The 21,548-nt window shown below is 64.1% G+C and carries 20 protein-coding genes; 13 read left to right on the top strand and 7 right to left on the bottom strand.

What is annotated here, in order from left to right:
* Positions 1-27 precede the first annotated feature (27 nt).
* Complete coding sequence (locus RFM52_RS23270; RefSeq protein WP_320294945.1) at positions 28-1,191, top strand: isovaleryl-CoA dehydrogenase; 1,164 nt, start codon at positions 28-30, stop codon at positions 1,189-1,191.
* Here RFM52_RS23270 and RFM52_RS23265 read toward each other — a convergent pair.
* Positions 1,188-1,556: a type II toxin-antitoxin system HicB family antitoxin gene (locus RFM52_RS23265; protein WP_320294944.1), complete on the bottom strand. Its 369-nt coding sequence runs from the start codon at positions 1,554-1,556 to the stop codon at positions 1,188-1,190. The genes RFM52_RS23270 and RFM52_RS23265 overlap by 4 nt on opposite strands.
* Positions 1,553-1,807, bottom strand: coding sequence for a type II toxin-antitoxin system HicA family toxin (locus RFM52_RS23260; RefSeq protein ID WP_320294943.1), 255 nt, complete (start codon positions 1,805-1,807; stop codon positions 1,553-1,555). The genes RFM52_RS23265 and RFM52_RS23260 overlap by 4 nt, the downstream gene beginning before the upstream one ends.
* A 96-nt stretch (positions 1,808-1,903) precedes the next feature.
* On the opposite strand from RFM52_RS23260, the gene RFM52_RS23255 reads away from it, so the two are divergent.
* The 3 genes from RFM52_RS23255 to RFM52_RS23245 all read left to right on the top strand — a co-directional run bounded on the left by RFM52_RS23255 (position 1,904) and on the right by RFM52_RS23245 (position 6,151).
* On the top strand, positions 1,904-3,511 hold the full coding sequence (locus RFM52_RS23255) for a carboxyl transferase domain-containing protein (protein ID WP_320294942.1): 1,608 nt from the start codon (positions 1,904-1,906) through the stop codon (positions 3,509-3,511).
* 2 nt (positions 3,512-3,513) lie between these two features.
* Positions 3,514-4,044 carry an O-acetyl-ADP-ribose deacetylase gene (locus RFM52_RS23250; RefSeq protein WP_320294941.1) on the top strand — a complete coding sequence of 177 codons (531 nt, stop codon included), beginning with the start codon at positions 3,514-3,516 and terminating at the stop codon, positions 4,042-4,044.
* A 142-nt stretch (positions 4,045-4,186) separates the two neighbouring features.
* On the top strand, positions 4,187-6,151 hold the full coding sequence (locus RFM52_RS23245; protein ID WP_320294940.1) for an acetyl/propionyl/methylcrotonyl-CoA carboxylase subunit alpha: 1,965 nt from the start codon (positions 4,187-4,189) through the stop codon (positions 6,149-6,151).
* Between the two features lie 124 nt (positions 6,152-6,275).
* Here RFM52_RS23245 and RFM52_RS23240 read toward each other — a convergent pair whose 3' ends face one another.
* Together RFM52_RS23240 and RFM52_RS23235 are read right to left on the bottom strand one after the other, a co-directional pair.
* The gene (locus RFM52_RS23240) at positions 6,276-7,397 is read right to left on the bottom strand and encodes an ABC transporter substrate-binding protein (RefSeq protein ID WP_320294939.1); all 1,122 of its coding nucleotides are present in this window, start codon (positions 7,395-7,397) and stop codon (positions 6,276-6,278) included.
* A 416-nt stretch (positions 7,398-7,813) separates the two neighbouring features.
* On the bottom strand, positions 7,814-8,080 hold the full coding sequence (locus tag RFM52_RS23235) for an SEL1-like repeat protein (RefSeq protein WP_320294938.1): 267 nt from the start codon (positions 8,078-8,080) through the stop codon (positions 7,814-7,816).
* 437 nt (positions 8,081-8,517) lie between these two features.
* Here RFM52_RS23235 and RFM52_RS23230 point away from each other — a divergent pair, with 437 nt between their 5' ends.
* From RFM52_RS23230 to RFM52_RS23210, 5 genes are all read left to right on the top strand, one after another.
* Positions 8,518-8,859: a DUF2147 domain-containing protein gene (locus RFM52_RS23230; RefSeq protein ID WP_140807574.1), complete on the top strand. Its 342-nt coding sequence runs from the start codon at positions 8,518-8,520 to the stop codon at positions 8,857-8,859.
* 197 nt (positions 8,860-9,056) lie between these two features.
* A complete protein-coding gene (locus RFM52_RS23225) occupies positions 9,057-9,191 on the top strand; it encodes a hypothetical protein (RefSeq protein WP_320294937.1) in 135 nt (44 codons plus the stop codon).
* Positions 9,192-9,256: 65 nt separating this feature from the next.
* Positions 9,257-9,451, top strand: coding sequence for a hypothetical protein (locus RFM52_RS23220; protein ID WP_320294936.1), 195 nt, complete (start codon positions 9,257-9,259; stop codon positions 9,449-9,451).
* A 337-nt stretch (positions 9,452-9,788) separates the two neighbouring features.
* Positions 9,789-11,246 (top strand): AMP nucleosidase, encoded by a 1,458-nt coding sequence (locus tag RFM52_RS23215; protein ID WP_320294935.1) that lies wholly within the window; start codon positions 9,789-9,791, stop codon positions 11,244-11,246.
* A gap of 128 nt (positions 11,247-11,374) precedes the next feature.
* On the top strand, positions 11,375-12,379 hold the full coding sequence (locus RFM52_RS23210) for an endonuclease/exonuclease/phosphatase family protein (protein WP_320295040.1): 1,005 nt from the start codon (positions 11,375-11,377) through the stop codon (positions 12,377-12,379).
* Between the two features lie 30 nt (positions 12,380-12,409).
* Here RFM52_RS23210 and RFM52_RS23205 read toward each other — a convergent pair whose 3' ends face one another.
* Both RFM52_RS23205 and RFM52_RS23200 read right to left on the bottom strand, forming a co-directional pair.
* Complete coding sequence (locus tag RFM52_RS23205; RefSeq protein WP_320294934.1) at positions 12,410-13,012, bottom strand: DUF922 domain-containing protein; 603 nt, start codon at positions 13,010-13,012, stop codon at positions 12,410-12,412.
* Positions 13,013-13,155: 143 nt separating this feature from the next.
* Positions 13,156-14,835 (bottom strand): electron transfer flavoprotein-ubiquinone oxidoreductase, encoded by a 1,680-nt coding sequence (locus tag RFM52_RS23200; protein WP_320294933.1) that lies wholly within the window; start codon positions 14,833-14,835, stop codon positions 13,156-13,158.
* Between the two features lie 251 nt (positions 14,836-15,086).
* On the opposite strand from RFM52_RS23200, the gene RFM52_RS23195 reads away from it, so the two are divergent.
* The 3 genes from RFM52_RS23195 to RFM52_RS23185 all read left to right on the top strand — a co-directional run bounded on the left by RFM52_RS23195 (position 15,087) and on the right by RFM52_RS23185 (position 17,601).
* The gene (locus RFM52_RS23195) at positions 15,087-15,725 is read left to right on the top strand and encodes a hypothetical protein (RefSeq protein WP_320294932.1); all 639 of its coding nucleotides are present in this window, start codon (positions 15,087-15,089) and stop codon (positions 15,723-15,725) included.
* A 46-nt stretch (positions 15,726-15,771) separates the two neighbouring features.
* Positions 15,772-16,698, top strand: coding sequence for a uracil-DNA glycosylase (locus RFM52_RS23190; protein ID WP_320294931.1), 927 nt, complete (start codon positions 15,772-15,774; stop codon positions 16,696-16,698).
* A gap of 90 nt (positions 16,699-16,788) precedes the next feature.
* A complete protein-coding gene (locus tag RFM52_RS23185; protein ID WP_320294930.1) occupies positions 16,789-17,601 on the top strand; it encodes a helix-turn-helix domain-containing protein in 813 nt (270 codons plus the stop codon).
* A gap of 4 nt (positions 17,602-17,605) precedes the next feature.
* Here RFM52_RS23185 and RFM52_RS23180 read toward each other — a convergent pair whose 3' ends face one another.
* A complete protein-coding gene (locus RFM52_RS23180; RefSeq protein ID WP_320294929.1) occupies positions 17,606-18,553 on the bottom strand; it encodes a DMT family transporter in 948 nt (315 codons plus the stop codon).
* A gap of 154 nt (positions 18,554-18,707) precedes the next feature.
* Between RFM52_RS23180 and pepN the strand changes: the two genes are divergently transcribed.
* Complete coding sequence (pepN, locus tag RFM52_RS23175) at positions 18,708-21,353, top strand: aminopeptidase N (RefSeq protein ID WP_320294928.1); 2,646 nt, start codon at positions 18,708-18,710, stop codon at positions 21,351-21,353.
* Positions 21,354-21,548: the final 195 nt, after the last annotated feature.

Here is a 21,548-nt window from a genome sequence, read left to right as displayed (position 1 = left end):
ACCGGGGCGTGCGCAGGGAGGAACGGCATGTACACGAAAACGCTGAACTTCGGACTTGATCCCGACATCGAAGCGTTGCGCGACACCGTGCGGCGCTTCGCTCAGGACAGGATCGCGCCGATCGCGGCCGAGATCGACTGTTGCAATGAATTTCCCGCGCATCTTTGGGGCGAGCTCGGCGCGCTTGGCCTGCTCGGTATCACCGCCGACCCCGATTTCGGCGGGACCGGCATGACCTATCTCGCGCATGTCGTGGCCATGGAGGAGATTTCGCGCGCTTCGGCCTCGGTCGGTCTCTCCTACGGCGCGCATTCGAACCTCTGCGTCAACCAGATCAACCGCTGGGCCACCCCGGCGCAGAAGGAAAAGTACCTGCCTGCCCTTTGCTCGGGCGAAACGGTCGGCGCGCTGGCGATGTCGGAACCAGGCGCCGGCTCGGACGTGGTGTCGCTCAGGCTGCGCGCCGAAAAGCGCAACGACCGCTATGTGCTCAACGGCTCGAAAATGTGGATCACCAACGGCCCCGATGCCGGAACGATGGTGGTCTACGCCAAGACCGATCCCGAACGCCATTCGCGCGGCATCACAGCCTTCATCGTCGAGAAGACGATGGCGGGCTTTTCAGTCGCGCAGAAGCTCGACAAGCTCGGCATGCGCGGCTCCAACACCGGCGAGCTCGTCTTCGAAAATGTCGAGGTGCCGTTCGAGAATGTGCTGCATGAGGAAGGGCGCGGTGTCGAGGTGCTGATGTCGGGGCTCGATTATGAGCGCGCGGTGCTTTCCGGTGGCCCGATCGGGCTTATGGCGGCCTGCCTCGACGTGGCGGTCCCTTACGTGCATGAGCGCAAGCAGTTCGGCCAGCCGATCGGCACGTTCCAGCTGGTGCAGGGCAAGCTCGCAGACATGTATTCGACGATGAACGCCGCGCGCGCTTACGTCTATGCGGTGGCCGCCGCTTGCGACCGCGGCGAGACCACGCGCAAGGATGCCGCCGGCTGCGTGCTTTTCGCGGCCGAGAAAGCAACGCAGATGGCGCTCGACGCCATCCAGCTGCTCGGCGGCAACGGCTATATCAACGACTATCCGACCGGGCGGCTGCTGCGCGACGCCAAGCTCTACGAGATCGGCGCCGGCACCAGCGAGATCCGCCGCTGGCTGATCGGCCGCGAGATCATGGCGGAGGGGGTTTAATGCGCGCGGGTCGACACCTTCGTCGAACCTTCGTCGATCCGCTTACGGGCCGCTTCGGCGAGCGTGTCCGACACCCATTGATTGATCGACTTGCCGTCGCTGGAGGCCGCTCGGCTCACAAGACGATGGACTTCCGGCGTGGTGCGCAGAGCGAGTTTGCCAGAAAATGGTTTTTCTGGCTCCTTGCCCTGTTCAGCGCAAAATTCGAGGTAGTCGTCGACGCATTCACGAAAAGCCGTCAGCAATTCTTTTGCCGAATTGGCTTCGTATGTGAAGATGTCGCGAATACCCACGATACGACCGTGAAACACAACATCGGTTTCATCGAACTCGATCGTTCCCAAATATCCCTTGTAAGGCTTCATAGTTCAACACCTGAATCTATCAGGAAAGTCCTGACCTCTCGGATCACGTATGCTTTCGCATCTGGCGATGGATGCGGCCGATGCAATCGAAGCGTTATTCCATTCAATGTGAATCGGACCCGCGAGCCGCGTCCTTCGGACACTCGCGCGCCGAGCGCAACCAGCAAAGCCTCAACATCTCGCCATTTGATCGAAACGCTGACCGGATTTGCAAATATCTTATCCAGCGTCTGCCGATGCGCTGTCTTCATGACTTTCCCCCCTCCCAATATCGAATACAATTCCTCTCGGGGTTGGGGCGAGAGCCCGAAGTGATACTAAAATATGATACCATTTGAGGTTCGTCAATGCCCGCCCTCGCCTCTCAGATCTCCCCCTCCTCCGACACCTTCCGCGCCAATGCCGAGCGCATGCGGGCGCTGGTCGCCGATATCGCCGAGAAGGCGGCAAGCGTCGAGCGCGGCGGCTCCGATGAAGCCCGCGAACGCCACGTCTCACGCGGCAAGCTTTTGCCGCGCGAACGGCTGGCGCAACTGCTCGACACCGGCTCGCCCTTCCTCGAGGTCGGCCAGTTCGCGGCTTGGTCGATGTATGGCGAAGACATTGCGTCGGCCGGCATCATCACCGGCGTAGGCCGCGTCGAGGGCCGGGAAGTGATGGTCGTCGTCAACGACGCCACGGTGAAGGGCGGCACCTATTATCCTTTGACGGTGAAGAAGCATCTCAGGGCGCAGGAGATCGCGCTGCAGAACAACCTGCCCTGCATCTATCTGGTCGACAGCGGCGGCGCCAACCTGCCAAACCAGGACGAGGTCTTCCCCGACCGCGAGCATTTCGGCCGCATCTTCTACAACCAGGCCAACATGTCGGCGGCCGGCATCCCGCAGATCGCCTGCGTCATGGGCTCCTGCACTGCCGGCGGCGCCTATGTGCCGGCGATGTCGGACGAGACGATCATGGTGCGCAACCAGGCGACCATTTTTCTCGGCGGCCCGCCGTTGGTGAAGGCCGCCACCGGCGAGGATGTCAGCGCCGAGGAGCTCGGCGGCGCCGATGTGCACACCAGGCTGTCCGGTGTTGCCGACCACTACGCCATGGACGATGAACACGCCCTGGCCATTTGCCGGCGCATCATCAGGAACCTGAATCGGCACAAGGCCGTAAGTCTCGATCTGCAGAAGTCGATTCGACCGCTCTACGATCCGCAGGAACTTTACGGCGTCGTGCCGACGGATTTGCGCCAGCCCTACGATGTGCGCGAGGTGATCGCGCGGCTGGTCGACGGTTCGGAGTTCGACGAGTTCAAGCAGAATTACGGCACCACGCTGGTCACCGGCTTTGCGCATCTGCATGGCATGCCGGTCGGCATCATCGGCAACAATGGCGTGCTGTTCTCGGAAAGCGCCCTGAAGGGCGCGCATTTCATCGAGCTTTGCTGCCAGCGCGGCATTCCGCTGGTCTTCTTGCAGAACATCACCGGCTTCATGGTCGGGCGAAAATACGAGGCCGGCGGCATCGCCAAGGACGGCGCCAAGCTGGTGATGGCGGTCGCCACAGCAAAGGTGCCGAAGCTCACCGTGATCATCGGCGGCTCGTTCGGCGCCGGCAACTACGGCATGTGCGGCCGCGCCTATTCGCCCCGTTTCCTGTGGATGTGGCCGAACGCGCGCATCTCGGTGATGGGCGGCGAGCAGGCGGCGACCGTGCTCGCCATGGTCAAGCGCGAGGGCATCGAGCGCAAGGGCGGTGAATGGAGCGCCGAGGAGGAAGCGAAGTTCAGAAAGCCGATCCTGATGAAATACGAGCATGAAGGCCACCCGCTCTATTCCTCGGCAAGGCTCTGGGACGACGGCATCATCGATCCGGCCAGGACGCGCGAGGTGCTGGCGCTCAGCCTTTCGGCGGCACTCAATGCCGGGGTCGAGGAGACGAAGTTCGGCGTGTTCAGGATGTGACGATGAGCACTCTTGGCGACAGGATCCGCATCCACACCGGCGACATCACCAGGCTTTCGGTGGACGCCATCGTCAACGCCGCCAATTCCTCACTGCTCGGCGGCGGTGGGGTCGACGGCGCCATCCACCGCGCCGCCGGGCCGGAGCTGCTCGCCGAATGCCGGATGCTCAACGGCTGCAAGACCGGCGATGCCAAGCTGACCAAAGGTTATCGGCTGCCGGCGCGCTACGTCATCCACACGGTCGGGCCGGTCTGGCAAGGCGGCGGCAAGGGCGAAGCCGAACTGCTCGCCTCCTGCTACCGGCGCTCGCTCGAAATCGCACTCGGCCATGACTGTCGGACGGTGGCATTTCCGGCGATCTCGACCGGCATCTACGGCTATCCGAAAGATCAAGCGACGGAAATCGCCGTTGGCGCCGTAAGCGGCTTCCTGCAACAGAATGCAGCGCCTGATACGGTTACCTTTTGCTGCTTCGATGAGCCAATGGCGGAGCTATACCGGCGGGCCGTTGCTGCCATTGGTGAAGGCTGACCTTGATGACCAAAAAGGCTGCTCAAGAGATGACCTCGGTAGAGCACTCCCTTGGTAAGGGAGAGGTCCATGATGTTGAACGAATGCGCCGGCGGGACAGCGCCCCCCTTGCCGCGAAGCACACTCTAGCTGCGGAGGCTCCATGTTCGGCAAGATCCTGATCGCCAACCGCGGCGAGATTGCCTGCCGCGTCATCCGCACCGCCCGCAAGCTCGGCGTGCGCAACGTGGCCGTCTATTCCGATGCGGACGCCAAGGCCCTGCATGTCGAGATGGCCGACGAGGCGGTGCAGATCGGCCCGTCACCCGTCGGCGAGAGCTATCTGCGCGGCGACAAGATCGTGGCGGCGGCACTCGCCACCGGCGCAGAAGCCATCCATCCCGGCTACGGCTTCCTGTCGGAAAACCCCGACTTCGTCGACCAGGTGACGGCGGCGGGCCTCGTCTTCATCGGCCCTTCCGCCGCCTCGATCCGCGCCATGGGATTGAAGGACGCCGCCAAGCGGCTGATGGAAACGGCCGGCGTGCCCGTGGTGCCGGGTTATCACGGCGAGGCGCAGGAGATCGTGCTGCTTGCCTCCAAGGCGCGCGAGATCGGCTACCCCGTCCTGATCAAGGCGCGCGCCGGCGGTGGCGGCAAGGGCATGCGGCGGGTCGACCACCCCGACGATTTCTCGGAAGCGCTTTCCGGAGCGCGGCGCGAAGCGAAAGCGGCGTTCGGCGACGATCGCGTGCTGGTGGAAAAATATGTCGACAAGCCGCGTCATATCGAAGTCCAGGTGTTCGGCGACAATTTCGGCAATGCGGTGCATCTCTACGAACGCGACTGCTCGGCGCAGCGCCGCCATCAGAAGGTGATCGAGGAGGCACCCGCCCCGGGCATGACGCCCGCGCTGCGCAAGGCAATGACGGAGGCGGCCGTGAAGGCCGCCAAGGCGATCAATTATTCGGGCGCCGGCACGATCGAGTTCATCGTCGATGCCTCCCAGGGGCTCAAGGCCGACCGCTTCTGGTTCATGGAGATGAACACGCGGCTGCAGGTCGAGCACCCTGTTACCGAGATGGTCACCGGCGTCGATCTGGTCGAATGGCAGCTTCGCGTCGCGTCCGGCGAAAAACTGCCGAAAACGCAAGGCGACATCGCGCTTGCCGGCCACGCTTTCGAGGCGCGCCTCTATGCCGAGGACGCCGCGAAGGGATTCCTGCCGGCGACCGGCACGCTGCATCATCTCAAATTCCCGGACGCTGCGACGGAAGGCGCCGCCATGCGCATCGAGACCGGCGTGCGTGCCGGCGACGCGATCTCGCCTTTCTATGATCCGATGATCGCCAAGCTGGTGGTGCACGGCAAGGACCGGACCACGGCGCTCGGCGCGCTGCGCGAGGCGCTTGCCCGGACCGAAGTGGCCGGCTCGACCGTCAACACCGCCTTCCTGGCGGCGCTCGCGGCCGACGCCGATTTCGCGGCGGGCGACGTCGATACCGGTTTGATCGGCCGGCATCAGGAGGCGCTCACCGCCATTCCCGCGCCGGGCGACGAGACGATCGCAGCCGCGGCGCTTGCCGCGACGGACGCCGGTGCGCCGGGTCCAGCGGCCGATCCATGGTCCACGCTTTCCGGCTATGCGCATTTCCACGCGCTCGCGCGCCGCATCCGCCTGCACTATCGTGAGGAGAACATCCTGGCCAGGGTTTCGGCACGACCGGACGGCCGCTTCCAGGTGGCGCTGGAGGCTCCGCACGATGCGGTGAACACGCATGATCTGAGGACCATGCCGCATGCCGTCCGCTGGCCTGGCCACGTCACCGTCTTCGAGGGTGCGGTCGGCTATACGTTTACGGTTCCCGATCCGCTCGCCAAGGCCGACGAGGCGGGAGCGGCCTCTGGCAGCCTGCGCGCGCCGATGCCGGGGCTTGTCAAGCTGGTGCGCGCCGTGGCGGGCGATGCCGTGATCAAGGGCCAGCCGCTCTTGATCCTCGAAGCGATGAAGATGGAGCACATGATCGCCGCCCCGCATGACGGCGTGATCGCCGAAATCGCGACCGAGGGCGCGCAGGTCAGCGACGGCACGGTGCTGGTGCGGTTCGCCGATACAGAGGGTAGCTAGCACCAAAGCGTCGACGGGACAGAGGGGGGCGCCGTAGAGAGCCGACCCATACGCTCAAGCCCGCGCGCCAAAACGAAAATGGCCGGGACGAGCCCGGCCATCTTCATAAATTACCTAACCGAATTTACGGCTTGATCGGCGCGTATTTGCCGTCGTGCCACTGGTTGATGTCGTAGCTGGCGTTCTTCAGGTCGCCCTTCTCGTCGAAGATGACGTCGCCGACGACGGTGCTGATCGGCTTGCCGTCCTTGAGCGCCTCGGCGACCTTGGCCGGATCGTCGCTGCCGGCGCGCTTGACGCCCTCGGCGACAGCCTGGATCACGGCGTAGGAGAACAGCGTGAAGCCTTCCGGCGTGAAGCCGCCGGCCTTGATCTTGGCGACGGCGTCCTTCGCTTCGGGCTTGGCCTGCGGGTCCGACGGGAAGACGAACATGGTGCCTTCACCGGCCGGCCCGGCGACCTGCCAGAATTCCGGCGAGGCGATCGAGTCCGGCATGATCAGCTGGAACTTGACGTTCTGCTCGGCCGCCTGGCGCAGGATCAGGCCAGCCTCGGGATGGTAGCCGCCGAAATAGACGACGTCGGCCTTCAGTTCCTTCAGCTTGGTGACCAAGGCCGAATAGTCCTTCTCGCCGGCATTGATGCCTTCATAATCGACCTCCTTCAGACCGCCGGCATTCATCGTCGCCTTGACGGCATCGGCAACGCCCTGGCCGTAGGCGCTCTTGTCGTGCAGGACGACAACGTTCTTGCCGGCGTATTTCTTGGCGATCCACGGGCCGATGAAGGCGCCCTGCGCGTCGTCGCGCGTGTAGAGGCGCATGATCGTCGGCCAGCCGGACTTGGCCGCGGCGTCGGTCAGCACCGGGTTGGACGATGCCGGGCTCATCATCAGCGTGCCGGCTTCGGCGTAGACGGCCGAGGCCGGAATGCTCGAGCCCGAGCAGGCATGGCCGTCGACGAACTTGATGCCGTTGGCTACGATGCGGTTGGCCACCGACACCGCCTGCTTCGGATCGCACTGGTCGTCCTCGATGTCGAGCTTGATCTGGGAGCCGTTGACGCCGCCGGCGGCATTGATCGCGTCGGCGGCAGCCTTCGCGCCCTGCTTGAACTGGTCACCGATGGTGGCGAGCTGGCCGGTCATCGGGCCGACCACCGAAATGGTGATGTCGTCGGCGAAGGCAACCGGGGCGCTCATCATCAGGCCAAATGCGGCCGCGCTCAAAATACCCAATTTTTTCATGACTATAAGAACTCCTCCACTTGCGCGCGCCGCTCCGGCCGCGCTTCTTCCACAGAGCCGGGACAATTTCACCCTTCGCCGAAACTGTCGAGAGCACAATGCGGAAGGTTTTGGTTCATTTAGGCGGGGATTTCTTGGGCCACACGGCCGATTACCAAGCGTAATGCAAAAAGCCGCGCCGACCTTGTTTCGGTCGGTCGCGGCTTTTGCAGTCGAGCTCTCCAGACGCCCCCGCGCCCGAAACCCGCTCGCTTCCCTGTATCTAGTGGACCATGATCTCATCCGAAAACCGGACCCACTTTTCGGGATCATGGTCGGCGCGGCTCTGGCTTGTTGGCCTGCCGCGTTCTTGGTCTTGTCTAACGGCCGTCTTGTTGCGGCCTTGTTCCCTGAACTCTTCGCACCGATCCTCGGGATCAGTGCATCGTCATCCATTCGCGCGCTTCGCGCAGCGCCTTGGCGATGTCAGCCTTCGACATCGTGGCCGACAGCTCGGAGCGCAGTTCGGCGGCGCGGGCCGAGCCCTTGATCGCGGCGATGTTGAACCATTTGTGGGCGGCAACGACATCGGTCTCGCAATCGCGGCCGGTCGCATACATCATGCCCAGTTCGAAAAGAATGTCGGCCTGGGCAGTTGCCCCCATGGCGCCGAAGCCGTCTTCGAGCATTTGAAAGCGTGCCATTTCAATCCCCTGTCTGGCTCCCGAGAGCCGCCTCCTTTTTCCCTTGGTGTCCCTCGGGGCGGGCTGCTCTTTCGATGCTTTCGAGGATGACGGCTGGCCTTGAATCCGTCGTTAAATGGCTTGCTTAATTTGAGGAAAACAAAGCTAAAACAAGAGGTAAACGCGGAAAATCGTTAAGCATGGGAATCCAGCGTTTCAGCCATTTTGCTTCAAATTCGATGAAAATTGCCGAGCCCGGAATCAAGACTTCGCTAACCACGGAAACCGAAGCGCTTTTCGAGTTTCGTTTATTCCGGGCCATGGCGGCCACGAAAATCCTTGCAACCTTCCGTCGCGGCACCGCTTTTGTTTTGGCGGGAGCTGGATTAGCTTTACCTTTGCGTAAGGGGCAGGAAGGCGGACCGGAGCCCGCCACGACCCATAGGGAGGTGGACAAGATGTTTCGAAAGATGAGCTTGGCCCTGGCGGCCACCTTGATCATGGCGGGTGCCGCGTGGGCCGACCCGATCGAAGGCAGTTGGAAGACGCAATCGGGCGAGACGGCGACGATCGGCGGCGGCGGCTCATTCTCCATCACGCTCAAGACGGGCAAATATGCCGGCAAGACGATCGGCTCGCTGAAGGCGGCCGGCGACAACAAATATGCCGGCAACATCACCGACCCGGCCAACGACAAGACCTATTCCGGCAAGGCGACGCTTACGGGCACGACGCTCAAGATGAGCGGCTGCGTGCTCGGCGGCTTGATCTGCAAGAGCCAGACCTGGCACAAGCTCTGATCGCCAATTCCAGACCCATCCGAAACGGGGCCGAACGGCCCCGTTTTCTTTTGGAGCGGCTGCGCCCCCCGGAGCCGCGCTCTGGCATCGACACCTGTTCAAGACCTCGTCAATCAATTTGAACCGCAGATGAATACTGGTCTCAGAACCGGTTCAGAGGCATTCCGGCATTCTCTCCCGCATTAAAGGAGAGAGAAATGCTTGCCCGCCGCTTCACCATCGTCTGCCTGCTGATGAGCCTGTTCGGCATGTTCTTCGCCATCCTGGTGGCGGAGGCCGGTCACTCGACCCGCTCGTGGGAACGGCCGACGGCTTCATTCTCGGCTCCGTGAACCAAGTGAAGCGCTGAAACGACAAAGCTGAAAGCGACCAAGCTGAAATTCGGGACACCACCAAAATGAACCGCCTCACCACCACCGCAACGAAGACCCTGAGGCTGCTGCCGCGGGCGACGCTCATCCTGATGCTGCTCGCCGCCCCGGTGCTGGCCGTGCCGATGATGCGCGCCGGCACGGGCAACACGATCGAAGCGCCGCCGCAAAAGAACACCGGCTTAGGCTTCGTGTTGCTGATCAGCCTGCAGCGCGGGTAAGGTGTGCCGATATTCAGGTGATGCCGGTCTGCAAATGGCGGCTTCCTGCGCTTCCGGTGCTCACGTACGAAAAGTACGCTCCGCTCCGGCCTTCGCCGGCCGAAGCCCTCATAAGTGTCTCCGCTCTATGGAGGCTATGGCCGGCGTAGGCCGGTTCTCGGAACCCACCATTTTCAACGCGGCCTGACCTGAATCTCAACACACCTTGAATCTGAGCGACAAAAAATCTCGACCTAGATTGCCGTTCACCCCGCCGACCCCTCCCAACCGCTCTTCCAAATCTCTATATTGAGCCATGGAAAAGCGAATCTACCCCCAAGCCATCGAATCTGTCGTCATGCCGGAGCCCTTCGGCAAGCAGAGCTTCCACGACGCAAAAAGAGCCGTCGCGGCGCTGCAGGCGCTCTACGACCGCAACACCAAATTCCTGCGCGATTCCTTCGCCGCGCTTGCCGCGGGCGGCGACGAGAGCAAGCGCTACCGGGCCTTCTATCCGCAGATCGGCGTCACCACGACCTCGTTCAGCCAGGTCGACTCGCGCCAGGCCTATGGCCATATGCCGACGCCGGGGCACTTCGCCACCACGATCACGCAGCCGCAACTGTTCGAGAACTATCTCATCGAGCAGTTGAGGCTCATCATGCGCAATCACGGCGTGACGGTGACGGTGGCGGAATCGACGACACCCATCCCGCTGCATTTCGCCTTCCTGGAAGGCACCTATGTCGACGGCGCAGACGCCGAGCGCATAAAGCGGCCGATCCGCGACCTGTTCGACGTGCCGGATCTCGACGGCACCGACGACCAGATCGCCAACGGCACTTTCGAGGTGGCGTTCGGCGAGCCAAGGCCGCTGGCACCGTTCACCGCGCAGCGGATCGATTATTCGCTGCACCGCATGACGCATTACACGGCGACCAGCCCGCAGCACTTCCAGAACTTCGTGCTGTTCACCAACTACCAGTTCTACATCGACGAGTTCGTGGCGCGGGCCCGCGAGCTGATGGCCAATGGCGACAGCGGTTATGTCGAGTTCGTCGAGCCCGGCAATGTCGTGACCCGCAACGGGGCAACGGCCTCCGAAGGCACACCGCCGCAGCGTCTGCCGCAGATGCCGGCCTACCACCTGAAGAAGCCCGGCCATGGCGGCATCACCATGGTCAATATCGGCGTCGGCCCTTCCAACGCCAAGACGATCACCGACCATATCGCAGTGCTTCGTCCGCATGCCTGGGTGATGCTCGGCCATTGCGCGGGCCTGCGCAACACGCAGGCGCTGGGCGACTACGTGCTGGCCCACGCCTATGTGCGCGAGGACCATGTGCTGGACGACGACCTGCCGGTCTGGGTGCCGATCCCGCCGCTGGCCGAAATCCAGGTGGCGCTGCAGGAAGCGGTCGCCGAAGTGACCGGGCTTTCCGGCTACGATCTCAAGCGCATCATGCGAACCGGCACCGTCGCCACCATCGACAACCGCAACTGGGAGCTGCGCGACCAGCGCGGACCGGTGCAGCGCCTGTCGCAGTCGCGCGCCATCGCGCTCGACATGGAATCGGCCACCATCGCCGCCAACGGCTTCCGCTTCCGCGTGCCTTACGGGACGCTGCTGTGCGTCTCCGACAAGCCGCTGCATGGCGAGCTGAAGCTGCCCGGCATGGCGACCGAGTTCTACAAGCGGCAGGTGGCGCAGCATCTCACCATCGGCATCAGGGCGATGGAGAAGCTGGCCGAAATGCCGATGGAGCGGCTGCATTCGCGCAAGCTCAGAAGCTTTTCCGAAACGGCGTTCCAGTAGGCGCGTGCCGGCCAACCGCTGGCGAGGCAATCGGTCGTCTTGCTTGGGCCGCAATTTGGCCGATAAGCGGTCCGGATGGAAGGCTGGGGCGGTCGGAGCAAATGACAACGGGCGGTGCGCGCTTGAGCATGATGGCTCAGCTGACATTCCTTGCGATGATGGCATGCTTGGCAGCGCTGCTGGCCGGGTTCTTCGGCACGCTGCACCCGGCCTTCGATTCCTTCTCGCATTTCCGCATGCATCTGAGCCTGCTGACGGCCTTGCTCGCGCTGGTACTGCTTGCCGGTTCCTACCGGCTGCAAGCCGTCGCGGCGCTGGTCTTCGCCATCGCCTGCTTCGCGACAACGACGAGCGCGCTGCCCAGATTGTCGACGCAGCAGGCAATCGCAAAGCCGGCCGACCGGATCACCTACAGCCTACTGCAGATGAACCTGCGCTTCAACAACCCGACGCCGAAGAAGGTGCTGTCGCTGATCGGCCGGACCAATCCGGACGTCATCACGCTCGACGAAGTGTCCGGCATGTGGGCGAAGGAGCTTGGCTATATTGGCAGCGCTTATCCCTATCGCATCCTTTGCGACTATCCCAACGGCATATTCGGCGTCGCGCTGCTTTCGCGCCGTCCCTTCGCTGCCGGCACCGGACCGCGTTGCGAGCCGCGCGGCGCGATGGCGACCGCCACGATCGATTTCAACGGCGTTCCGGTCGACGTCGCAGCGATCCATCTGAGCTGGCCGTGGCCGAAGGAGCAGTACTGGCAGATCGGTGAACTGGCGGAACCGCTGGGCGCGCTCGGCGAAACCGCCATCATGGCCGGCGACTGCAACGCCGTGCCGTGGAGCGCGGCGGTGCGGCGGGTGGCGCGGCTTGGCGGCATGACGCTGATGCCGTCGGCCGGCCCGACCTGGATCCACCGCACGCTGCCTGATTTCCTGCGCCGTTACGCGGGCCTGCCGATCGACCAGGTGTTCAGCAAGGGCGGGGTGGCGATCCTCTCCTCGGCCCGACTGGAGGATACCGGCTCCGACCATCTGCCCGTGCTGGTCGAATTCACGCTGCGGCCCGAGGCGCCCGATGACGAGCACAAGTCGGCGCTGGCGGCGAATGAAGGGCCCGGCAAGCCGCGAGGCTGACGCCCGCCTGGCAGGCGAGCGGGCTGGAGTTCAGTTCCTCCCCATCAGCGCATGGGCCATCCGGTCGACATGGCCGCCGTCGCGATGCTCACGCGCGTCGAAGGCGTTCTGCTTGGCCTCATATTGCACATAGACGGCGTCGATCCGGCGCCTGGCCTCGCGATGGGTGGCGCTGCAGAACCAATTGTCGGCAAGCGCGAGGCCGGCAATGGACTTGTCGGTGGCGCGCATCATGGCCTTGGCGATGCGGCCATGGTGGTGCTCGTGAGCATGGACACCGGCGAGGAAGCGCCGCCAGCGCCGCTCGAGCCTAGCTGTCGGCGGCGAAGCCAGACGGGGAAAAGTGTAGGTGAGTTCCATCGTTCCGTCGGCGCCCCGCAACCTGCAGACGCCGTCGTCGCGATCCACGTCCAGTTTCCAGTTCACCACATAGCTGGTGTCGGCGATGGCGCGGGTCATAAAGCCGTGCTTGGGACCTTTGCTGTTCATCGCCTCGACCAGGGCAGCCCCCGTCGCGCCGGCGATGTCATAGCTGCGCGTCGTGACCAGCACCTTGGTGCCGGCCACGGCCTCCGGTGCGATGCCGCACAGCCCGCCGAGCACGACGAGGTATGTAAGAACCGCCAGGCGCATGGCCCATTTGCTCCCTATCCGCAGAGAAGGAACTATAAGCCGGGTGCAATTTCAAGCTTGAGCGCTTGAAACGCCGTTATGGGCCGGCCCGAACCGCGGGACGTTGCCGAACGGCGGTCGAGACGCCCGGCCCGTAGCGCGGCTCACATACCCTGATAGACCGGGCCCTCGCCGCCTTGTGGCGGTACCCAGTTGATGTTCTGGTTCGGATCCTTGATGTCGCAGGTCTTGCAGTGCACGCAGTTCTGCGCGTTGATGACGAAGCGCACGTCTTTGGCCGACGGATCGGCGGCGGCGTTGCCGTCCTTGTCCACCCACTCATAGACGCCGGCCGGGCAGTAGCGGGTCGAAGGACCGGCGAAGACGTCGTGCTCGGAGCGCTGCTGCAGCGCCATGTCGCCGACGATCAGATGGGCCGGCTCATTTTCCTCATGGTTGGTGTTCGACAGGAACACCGAGGACAGACGGTCGAAGGTCAGCACGCCGTCCGGCTTCGAATAGGCGATCTTCTGATGCTTCGCCGCCGGCTCGAGCGTCGCGTAGTCGGCCTTGCCGTGCTTCAGCGTGCCGAAGGGCGAGAAGCCGAACAGCGTGTTCAGCCACATGTCGAGGCCGCCGATGCCGACGCCGACGATGGTGCCGAAGCGCGACCAGAGCGGCTTGACGTTGCGGACCTTCTTCAGGTCCTTGCCGATGTCGGTGCCGCGCCAGGCGTCTTCATAGGAAGCGAGCTCGTCATTGGCGCGGCCGCCGGCGATCGCCTCGGCCACATGCTCGGCCGCCAGCATGCCGGACAGCACCGCATTATGCGAACCCTTGATGCGCGGAACGTTGACGAAGCCCGCCGCACAGCCCATCAGCACGCCGCCCGGGAAGGACAGCTTCGGCACCGACTGCCAGCCACCCTCGGTGATGGCGCGCGCGCCATAGCCGATGCGCTTGGCACCCTGGAATGTGCCGGCGATCGCCGGATGGGTCTTGAAGCGCTGGAACTCCTCGAAGGGCGACAGATAGGGGTTCTTGTAGTTGAGGTGGACGACGAAGCCGACCGCCACCTGGTTGTCTTCCAGATGGTAGAGGAAGGAGCCGCCGCCGGTCTTCATGTCGAGCGGCCAGCCGAAGGAATGCTGCACGAGGCCCGGCTTGTGGTTCTCGGGCTTGACCTGCCAAAGTTCCTTGAGGCCGATGCCATATTTGCCGGGTTCGCGGCCTTCCGAGAGTTTGTATTTGGCGATGAGCTGCTTGGCTAAAGAGCCGCGTGCGCCCTCGCCGATCAGCACATATTTGCCCATCAGCGCCATGCCCGGAGCGTAGGCCGCGCCATGCGTGCCGTCCTTCTCGACGCCCATGTCGCCGGTGATGACGCCGGTGACGGCGCCGGCCTCGTTGTAGACGAGGCTTGCCGCCGCGAAACCCGGATAGATCTCGACGCCCAGCGCCTCGGCCTTGGTCGCCAGCCAGCGGCAGACATTGCCGAGCGAGACGATGTAGTTGCCGTGATTGTTCATCAGCGGCGGCATCAGGAAGTTCGGCAGGCGGAAAGAGCCGGCGGGGCCAAGCACCAGGAAATGATCGTCGGTGACCGGGGTCTTGAACGGGTGATCGCCCTCCTCGCGCCAGCCTGGCAGCAGTCGGTCGATGCCGATCGGATCGACAACCGCGCCGGACAGGATATGCGCGCCGACCTCGCCGCCCTTCTCCAGGACGACCACGGAAAGATCGGCGTTGAGCTGCTTCAGACGGATAGCCGCGGCAAGGCCGGCGGGACCTGCGCCGACGATCACCACGTCGAATTCCATGCTCTCGCGTTCGATTTCGCTCATCGACCCCTCTATAGCTTGCCGCATTCTCGCATTGTGCTGGCTCATGCGCTGCATAGCGCATCAATTCGCGACGCGAAACCGGCGTGGACGTGACAACGCCGATTTCGACAAAAAGTCGCGGTTTTCCCTACGAAAAGGCTGCCGCGCAGGCCATGGCCAAGCATAGGCCAGCGCCATTTGGTTGGAAGGCCAGGCGGTAACGGCATGTTTTTAATTGTTCGGCGGCTTGGTTATCGGCAATACTTCAAGCCATGCGCAGTCCAGAGCCGTCCGGCTTTCCATCGAAGCGCTTACTCTTCACGCCAGGCTTGGCCTGGCGCGCGGTTCTTCCGCTCCTCTTTTTGACCGCGCAGGCGCAGGCGGATCCGGTGAAGGTCTGGACCACCGGCGCCTATTCCTTCTCCGACGAGCTGGGCGGCTTCCGCATCACAGGCGCTTCCGGCATCGGCACCAAGGAAGACCCGCTGATCATCAAGGAGGAACTGAACACAGCGACCCCGGTGACGCTGACGATCCGCGCGACCAAGCCGATCGAGCCGTTCGGCAAGGCAGGCGAGGTCGCCAACGGCGTGATGTACATGCGCATCGACGTGCTCAACAACAGCGCCCTGCCCTGGGTGGAGTTCCAGTTCGAGCTGCAGGAAATCCTCGACCAGCCAAGCGTGTTCGGCGATGGCCTGTCCTTCGATCAGCGCAACAAGACGCCGGACAACATCTGGTCGAGCAACTTCGCCGATTTCGAACGCAAGTTCGAACCTTACGACCAGCTTCTGTTCAGGAACGGCAAGGTCGACCCGTTGAAGACGGCGACGTTCGATTTCCTGATCACCGACTACACGCCGCGCTGGACGTTTTACATCGTGCAGGACCCGCGCATACCGACGGGATGATCTGATCGCGGTTGCAAATCGAGGCCGCGCGGACGATGGTGGCGCCATGACTGCCGCCTCGCCCCGCACACCAGCCGAGATCGCCGAACTGCTTGCCTTCTATGCCAGCGCCGGCGTCGACGAGGCGCTTGAGGACGCGCCGATCAACCGGTTTGCCGAAGCGGCGGCGAAGTCGGCCGAACGCAGGCCGGCCGAGCGGGCGCCAGCCGCGCCGCGCCGTGAAGCCAGGCCCGAGAGCCCAACGACACCCGAGCGGACTCCGGAACCAGCTAAGACACCCAACCCGCCGGCGCCCTTATCCGGCCTCGACGCGAGCAATATTCCAGACGCACCGGCACGCGTGCCGGCCGCCGCCGTCCCCGACGAGGCACAGGCGGCCGCGGCGCGGCAGCTTGCGGCCCGCGCGACGACGCTCGATGAGTTGCGCCAGCACATGGCCGCCTTCGACGGCTGCAACCTCAAATTCACCGCGAAGAACCTGGTCTTCGCCGACGGCAATCCGAACGCCGACCTGATGCTGGTCGGCGAGGCGCCGGGCCGCGACGAGGACCTCGAAGGCCTGCCCTTTGTCGGCCGCTCCGGCCGACTGCTCGACCGCATGCTGGCGGCGATCGGCCTCGACCGCAACTCGGCCTATATCGCCAATGTCATTCCGTGGCGGCCGCCGGGCAACCGCACGCCGACGCCGCACGAAACCGAAATCTGCCGACCCTTCATCGAAAGGCAGATCGAGTTGGTCAATCCAAAAGTGCTGGTCAATCTCGGCGGCCCGTCGGCCAAGACGCTGCTCAACACGACCGAGGGGATCCTGCGCCTGCGCGGCAATTGGCGGGCGCACACGACCGCTTCGGGGATCGCCATTCCGGCGATGCCGACACTGCACCCGGCCTATCTCTTGAGGACGCCGGCGCACAAGAAACTGGCGTGGCGGGATTTTCTCGAGGTGAAGGCGAAGCTGAGGGGGTTGGCGTGAGCGCTCTTCCCTTCTCCTCTTGCGGGAGAAGGTGGAGCTATAACCTCCCAGGTAATTGAATTACTCCCCTCGCCGCCCTACTCATCCCCCATGACCACATCCGACATTTCCGCCGGCAGCCTGATCCGCGAATGGCGTACGCGGCGGCGCATGAGCCAGCTCGACCTTGCCATGGAAGCAGACATCTCGCAGCGGCATCTCTCCTTCGTCGAAAGCGGCCGCGCCCAGCCGTCGCGCGACATGGTGCTGCATCTGGCCGAGCAACTGGCGATTCCGCTCCGCCAGCGCAACCAGCTCCTGCTCGCAGCGGGCTTCGCGCCGAGCTACAGCGAGAAGCCGCTCACCGATGCAACGCTGGCGCCGGCGTTCGCCGCGGTCGAGACCGTGCTCAAGGGCCACGAACCCTTTCCGGCGCTGGCGGTGGACCGGCACTGGAACCTCGTTTCTGCGAACACCGCGATTGCGCCGTTCCTCGCTGACATCTCCGAAGCGTCGCTGCTCGCGCCGCCTGTCAACGTGCTCAGGCTCAGCCTCCATCCGGGCGGCGTTGCGCCGCGCATCGTCAACCTGACGGTGTGGCGCGCACATCTGCTGGAGCGGCTGAAGCACCAGAACGACGCCACCGGCGACCCGGTACTGATCGAGCTGGAGCGCGAGCTGCGCACCTACCCGTCCGGGCTGAAGAACAGCCGGCCCGCGCCGGTCGAACCGAGCGGCATCGTGCATCCGCTCAAGCTCGCGCATGGCGATCAGGTGCTGTCCTTCATCAGCACCATCACCGTGTTCGGCACGCCGCTGGACGTCACACTGTCTGAGCTGGCGATCGAATCCTTTTTCCCGGCCGACGAGCAGACAAGGGCAGTGCTGGTGCGGCTGGCGAAAGAGCGGGCCACCGCTTCGTAGGCCTTCACCCCTGCGGCGGCGCGGCCGTCCTGGTGCGCGTGCGCTCCAGGCCCAGTTGCCGCTCGCGCCAGATGATGAAGATGCCGGCGGCGACCACGATCATGCCGCCGACGAGGGTGTTGAGCGACGTCACGTCGCCGAACACCAGATAGCCGACGACGACGCCGAGGATCATCGAGGTGTATTCGAAAGGCGCCACGACCGAGGCTTCGGCATGGCGGTAGGCCGCCGTCATCAGGATCTGGCCGAGCCCGCCGCAGAAGCCGGCGAAGACAAGCAGCGCGGCCTGCATCGGCGTCAGCGCCTGCCAGCCGAAGGGCAGCGTGAAGAGCGACAGCACGGACGCCGTCGAGGAGAACCACAGCACGATGGTCGCCGTCTTCTCCGTCTGCACGAGATTGCGCACCAGAAGCATGGCGACGGCCGAGATGGCCGCGGCGATGAGCGCGGCCATGACGCCCAGCACCTCCTGGTCGTCGAGGCCCTCGCCGGAGTTGAGCAGAGTCAGCTCGGGCCAGGAGATGATCAGCACGCCGGCAAGGCCGACCGCGACCGCGCTCCAGCGATAGATGCGGATCGTCTCGCCGAGGAAGATCGAGGAGAAAACCACGACCAGCAGCGGCTGGGCGTAGTTCAGCGTGATCGCCTCCGGCAGCGGCAACCTGGTCAGCGCGAAGAAGCCGAGCCCCATGGCGCCGACGCCGACCACGCCGCGCGCGATGTGGTTGAACGGCCGCTTCGTGGTGAATGCGGTGGCGAGCTCTCTCTTGAAGGCCAGGAAGGCGATGATCGGGAAGATGGCGAAGAAGGAGCGGAAGAAGACGATCTGCCCCGCGGGCACGTCGCCGGCCACCTTGATGCAGGTCTGCATGCCAACGAAGACCGTCACCGAGACGATCTTCAGCGCGATGCCGCGCAGCGTGTCGTGGCCGACGGCGTGATCGACGGTCATCTTGCCTCGTGTTGATGGTCGGAAAACGAAGCCGCAAATGAGGCCTCTGCGCAGTTTTGTCGAGTGGCCGTTTCGTGTAAAGAGCGCGCACCTCAAAATTCTTGGACCAGCCAGACTGGCTGTCCGCCCTCAATCGACAGGAAAAGTCCAAGGAATGCGCACCGATACCGGCCATGTCTTCAAGCTCGAAGACTACCGCCCCAGCGACTATCTCATCCCCACGACCAGCCTGGACTTCCGCCTGTCGCCGGACGCGACCCATGTCACAGCGCTGCTTACCATCGAACGGCGCGAGGGCGTCGCCGCCTCGGCGCCGCTGGTGCTCGACGGCGACGGGCTGACGCTGCTCGGCGTGGCGATAGATGGGCGAGCGCTCGCGGCTGGCGACTACGAGGTGACACCGGACAAGTTGACGATCCTGAAGCCCCCGGCGGCGGCGCGCTTCGAGCTTCGCCTGGAGACGGAGATCGCACCTTCGCGCAATGAGGCGCTGATGGGACTCTACCGTTCCAACAATGTCTATTGCACCCAATGCGAGGCCGAGGGCTTTCGCCGCATCACCTATTTCCTCGACCGTCCGGATATCCTGTCGGTCTACACCGTGCGCGTCGAGGCAACGCACAACGAGGCTGCGTTGCTGCTTTCAAACGGCAATCCCGTCGAACGCGGCGCGCTCGCCAATGGCCGGCACTATGCGATCTGGCACGACCCTTTCCCCAAACCCTCCTATCTCTTTGCGCTGGTTGCGGGGGCGCTGGGCAAGGTGGCTGGCAGCTTCACCACCATGTCCGGCCGCGAGGTCGAGCTCGGCATCTATGTGGAGCCAGGCAAGGAGCGGCTCGCCGGCTATGCGATGGATGCGCTGAAGCGCTCGATGAAATGGGACGAGGAGGCCTTCGGCCGCGAATACGATCTTGACGTCTTCAACATCGTCGCCGTGTCGGACTTCAACATGGGCGCCATGGAGAACAAAGGCCTAAATGTCTTCAACGACAAATATGTGCTGGCCGACGAGGAGACCGCGACGGATGCCGACTTCGCCAATATCGAGGCGATCATCGCGCATGAGTATTTCCACAATTGGACTGGCAACAGAATCACTTGCCGCGACTGGTTCCAGCTCTGCCTGAAGGAAGGGCTGACGGTTTACCGCGATCATGAATTCTCCGCCGACCAGCGCTCGCGGGCGGTCAAGCGCATCGCCGAGGTGCGCACGCTGCGCGCGCACCAGTTCCCGGAAGACCAGGGGCCGCTGGCGCATCCGGTCAGGCCGCGGCGCTACCGCGAGATCAACAACTTCTACACGGCGACCGTCTACGAGAAGGGTTCGGAAGTGGTGCGCATGATCCGCACCATCCTCGGGCCGGAAACCTTCCGCGCTGGCATGGACCTCTATTTCAAGCGGCATGACGGCGAGGCAGCGACGATCGAGGATTTTTTGAAAGTCTTCGAGGACGTCTCGGGACGCGACCTGGCGCAATTCGCGCTCTGGTACCATCAGGCCGGCACGCCGAACCTGACGGTGAGCTCCGCGCACAATGCGGCGGCCAAGGAGTTCACCCTGGAGATCGAGCAGTCGGTGCCGCCGACGCCGTCGGAAAGCCGCAAGCGGCTGATGCATATTCCCCTTGCGTTCGGACTTGTCGGCGCCGACGGCAAGCCGGTCGCTTGGGACTCGGTCGAGGGCGCGGCAGTGGATGACGGCGTCATCCATATCCGCAAGCGCCGGCACACGGTGCGCTTCTCCGGCGTTTCGCAACGGCCTTCGGTGTCGCTCAACCGCGGCTTCTCGGCGCCGATCACGCTTTCCGTGCAGCAGAAAGCAGACGACCAGTTCTTTCTCGCGGCGCATGACAGCGACGCCTTCTCGCGCTGGCAGGCGTTCAACACGCTCTTGACCGACGCGCTGATCGCCGCCTTCCGCCAGATCCTCGGCGGCAAGGAGCCGGTCTTTGCGGCACGGCTCGGCGAGCTTGCCGGCAGGATCGCCGGCGACGAGGCGCTCGAGCCGGCCTACCGGGCGCTGGCGCTGGCGCTGCCGGGCGAAGCCGACATTGCCCGCGACATCGGCAGGGGCATCGACCCCGACGCCATATTCGCCGCGCGCGAAGCGTTGGCGCGGACGATCGCCGAGGCAAACCGCGAGACCTTCGCCACGCTCTATGAGAGGCTTGCCGACAGGGGTTCGTTCAGCCCGGACGCGGCGAGCGCCGGACGCAGGGCGTTGCGCAACACCTTGCTCGACTATCTTTCGCTGCTGCCGGGCGGTGCCACCCTCGCCGCGCGGCATTTCAATACCGCCACCAACATGACCGACCGCGCCGCGGCGCTTGCCGTGCTGGCGCATCGCCATTCTGGCACGGCCGAAGCCGAAGAGGCGCTGGCCGCCTTCGAGGCCCGCTATCGCGGCGACGCGCTGGTGCTCGACAAATGGTTCCAGATCCAGGCCGGCGTGCCCGGCGCGAAGACCGTCGTGAAGGTGCGCGAGCTCATGCGGCATCCGGCTTTCTCGATCGCCAACCCGAACCGGGTGCGTTCGCTGATCGGCACCTTCTCCAGCGCCAATCAGACCGGCTTCCACCGCCCCGATGGCGAAGGCTACCGCCTGTTCGCCGAGACGGTGCTGGAGGTCGAGAAGCGCAACCCGCAAGTGGCGGCACGGCTGGCGACGGCGCTGCGGTCCTGGCGCTCGCTGGAGCCCGGGCGGCAAGCCAAAGCCAGGCAGGCGCTGCTCGATATGGCCAAGGCCGAAAACCTGTCGGCGGATCTGCGCGACATAGTGGAACGGACGCTGGCCTAGGGCGCTCTTCCTTCCCCCCTTGTGGGAGAAGGTGTCGCCGCAGGCGACGGATGAGGGGTGCTCCAGGGAAAGCCAGCGTCTCACTCCGCTGGAACACCCCTCATCCGTCTCGGCGCTGCGCGCCGATCCACCTTCTCCCACAAGGGGAGAAGGGAAAAAGAGCAGATTTCAATCAACTTTTAATCTTTTTCGACC

Source organism: Mesorhizobium humile, assembly GCF_033977215.1.
Classification (GTDB): Bacteria; Pseudomonadota; Alphaproteobacteria; order Rhizobiales; family Rhizobiaceae; genus Mesorhizobium; species Mesorhizobium humile.
This window is presented reverse-complemented; position numbering and strand designations above follow the sequence as displayed.

Excerpts from the sequence above, each read along its gene's own strand:
- RFM52_RS23270 (WP_320294945.1), top strand. The coding sequence starts at position 28 with ATGTACACGAAAACGCTGAACTTCGGACTTGATCCCGACATCGAAGCG.
- RFM52_RS23265 (WP_320294944.1), bottom strand. The coding sequence starts at position 1,556 with ATGAAGCCTTACAAGGGATATTTGGGAACGATCGAGTTCGATGAAACC.
- RFM52_RS23260 (WP_320294943.1), bottom strand. The coding sequence starts at position 1,807 with ATGAAGACAGCGCATCGGCAGACGCTGGATAAGATATTTGCAAATCCG.
- RFM52_RS23255 (WP_320294942.1), top strand. The coding sequence starts at position 1,904 with ATGCCCGCCCTCGCCTCTCAGATCTCCCCCTCCTCCGACACCTTCCGC.
- RFM52_RS23250 (WP_320294941.1), top strand. The coding sequence starts at position 3,514 with ATGAGCACTCTTGGCGACAGGATCCGCATCCACACCGGCGACATCACC.
- RFM52_RS23245 (WP_320294940.1), top strand. The coding sequence starts at position 4,187 with ATGTTCGGCAAGATCCTGATCGCCAACCGCGGCGAGATTGCCTGCCGC.
- RFM52_RS23240 (WP_320294939.1), bottom strand. The coding sequence starts at position 7,397 with ATGAAAAAATTGGGTATTTTGAGCGCGGCCGCATTTGGCCTGATGATG.
- RFM52_RS23235 (WP_320294938.1), bottom strand. The coding sequence starts at position 8,080 with ATGGCACGCTTTCAAATGCTCGAAGACGGCTTCGGCGCCATGGGGGCA.
- RFM52_RS23230 (WP_140807574.1), top strand. The coding sequence starts at position 8,518 with ATGTTTCGAAAGATGAGCTTGGCCCTGGCGGCCACCTTGATCATGGCG.
- RFM52_RS23225 (WP_320294937.1), top strand. The coding sequence starts at position 9,057 with ATGCTTGCCCGCCGCTTCACCATCGTCTGCCTGCTGATGAGCCTGTTC.
- RFM52_RS23220 (WP_320294936.1), top strand. The coding sequence starts at position 9,257 with ATGAACCGCCTCACCACCACCGCAACGAAGACCCTGAGGCTGCTGCCG.
- RFM52_RS23215 (WP_320294935.1), top strand. The coding sequence starts at position 9,789 with ATGCCGGAGCCCTTCGGCAAGCAGAGCTTCCACGACGCAAAAAGAGCC.
- RFM52_RS23210 (WP_320295040.1), top strand. The coding sequence starts at position 11,375 with ATGATGGCTCAGCTGACATTCCTTGCGATGATGGCATGCTTGGCAGCG.
- RFM52_RS23205 (WP_320294934.1), bottom strand. The coding sequence starts at position 13,012 with ATGCGCCTGGCGGTTCTTACATACCTCGTCGTGCTCGGCGGGCTGTGC.
- RFM52_RS23200 (WP_320294933.1), bottom strand. The coding sequence starts at position 14,835 with ATGAGCGAAATCGAACGCGAGAGCATGGAATTCGACGTGGTGATCGTC.
- RFM52_RS23195 (WP_320294932.1), top strand. The coding sequence starts at position 15,087 with ATGCGCAGTCCAGAGCCGTCCGGCTTTCCATCGAAGCGCTTACTCTTC.
- RFM52_RS23190 (WP_320294931.1), top strand. The coding sequence starts at position 15,772 with ATGACTGCCGCCTCGCCCCGCACACCAGCCGAGATCGCCGAACTGCTT.
- RFM52_RS23185 (WP_320294930.1), top strand. The coding sequence starts at position 16,789 with ATGACCACATCCGACATTTCCGCCGGCAGCCTGATCCGCGAATGGCGT.
- RFM52_RS23180 (WP_320294929.1), bottom strand. The coding sequence starts at position 18,553 with ATGACCGTCGATCACGCCGTCGGCCACGACACGCTGCGCGGCATCGCG.
- pepN (WP_320294928.1), top strand. The coding sequence starts at position 18,708 with ATGCGCACCGATACCGGCCATGTCTTCAAGCTCGAAGACTACCGCCCC.